At 60.3% G+C, this 1,808-nt stretch carries 1 protein-coding gene; it reads left to right on the plus strand.

Translation table 11 applies throughout. The features are described from left to right. The first annotated feature begins 173 nt into the window (after nucleotides 1-173). Entirely contained in the window at nucleotides 174-1,595 is a 1,422-nt protein-coding gene (locus C7G61_RS42605) for an ISNCY family transposase (protein WP_190242276.1), read from the plus strand. The last annotated feature ends 213 nt before the right edge of the window (nucleotides 1,596-1,808 follow it).

Consider the following 1,808-nt stretch of genomic DNA (forward strand, 5'->3'; position numbering starts at 1 on the left):
GCGAATGAGCGTCGCGTTGCGGTCTACGTGCCGGAAGAGCTTGTGCCGGAGGTTCAGCGTAGCCTGGACAACGGGCGCGCTCTGCAGGATCTGTTGCACCAGGCGGCGCCGCGATACATCAAAGCGTTGAAGCGAGAGCGCGCCGAAGCCAAAAAGAGCGGTGAGGGCTGAGCGTGTCCCGGACAGCGGAGCGGCAGGTCAGTTTTGCCGATTTTGAGCTGGTACGTCAGGGCCTGTGTCTTGAGCCGGTGCTGCAGACCATTTCCGATTTTCTGGACGACCAGAAGGACATGATCGAGCAGGTCCGCCGCGATCTGACGCGGAGTTTGAAGAAGGCCGAGACCGGTCGCAACGGCCTGACGCCACAACAGGTGTTGCGCTCGCTGGTTCTGATGCGCGTCAAGAACTGGAACTATCGCGAATTGCGCGAGCGGATTGCCGACGGATGCACGCTGTGCCAGTTCACCGACTTCTATTGTCTGCCTGTGCCTCGACATGACGCATTCAACCGTGGCTTCAATCGGCTGACGCCCGCGACGCTCAAGGCGATCAATGATCTGGTGGCGCAGGCGGCAGTCGGGTTCGGTCTGGAGGACGGCCAAAAGCTGCGTGTCGACACCACGGTGGTGCAGACCGACATTCACCATCCGACCGACAACACGCTGTTGTGGGATGTTGTTCGCGTCGTGACGCGCCTGATCGGCCGCCTTGCCGCGGCGCTGGGACGCCGGCGTATCAAGGGTTTTCGGGATCGGACACGATCGGCGCGGCGTCGGATGCAAGAGATTCAGCGGATGACCTCAAGGCAGCGCCAGCAGCAGCAGACCGGGAGATACCGCGAACTCATCGGCATCGCCGAGGAGGTTATCGAAAGCGCTCGAACCGCGCTCCGGCAGACCCGCAAAGCGCGTGGCACAGATATGATCAGCGAATTGGCAATCGCCGAGACGCGCAAGGAGATTGAGCACTTTTGTGATCTGGGGGCCCGTGTGGTCAATCAGTCGCGCCGCCGTGTGCTCGATGGCGAGCAAGTTCCGACGGCCGAGAAGCTCTATTCGATTTTTGAGCCCCACACGGACCTGATCAAGCGCGGCAAGGTGCAGACGCCGATCGAGTTCGGCCACAAGGTCTTCCTCGCCGAAAGCGCGCGCGGCCTGATCACGCAGTATGAAGTGCTGGACCGCAATCCTGTCGACGAACAGCATGTGGTCATCTCGCTGGAACGCCACAGACAGACCTTCGGCGACGTCCCCAAATTATATGGATCGGATCGTGGCTTCTTCAGCGAGAAGAACGTGATGTCGTGCAAGCAGGAAGGCGTCCAGGTGGTCTGCATCCCACAACGGGGCGGCATCAAAGCGCCCGAGCGCGAAGCCTATGAGAAGAGCCGGGAGTTCAAGGACGGCCAGCGCTTTCGCGCGGGTATCGAGGGGCGCATCTCGGTGCTATTCCGCGGCCGTGGCATGAAGCGTTGTCTCGCCGAAGGTCGCGAGCGCTTTGAGCTGTGGGTCGCAGCTGCCGTGCTCGCCAACAACCTGATGAAGATCGCAGCTCTGTTGGCCGAACGATCGTCGCGCAGACGAAAAGCCGCCTGACAACATCCCCCAAGTTCGTTTACGGCGGAAAGATATCCGTCAGTGTATCTTGCAACCGAACCCTCCCCAATGGACGCATAATGACATGGCGACGAAAATCGGCGTCCAATTGCCCCGGAAAATGCCGGCATCCGACGTCAGTTCACCCCGGTTTTATTGCGGAAATGGCATGCCTCGACACAAAAACAGGCGTTTCGCGACAGAAACTAGCTA

The organism is Bradyrhizobium algeriense (assembly GCF_003062295.1).
Taxonomy (GTDB): Bacteria; Pseudomonadota; Alphaproteobacteria; order Rhizobiales; family Xanthobacteraceae; genus Bradyrhizobium; species Bradyrhizobium algeriense.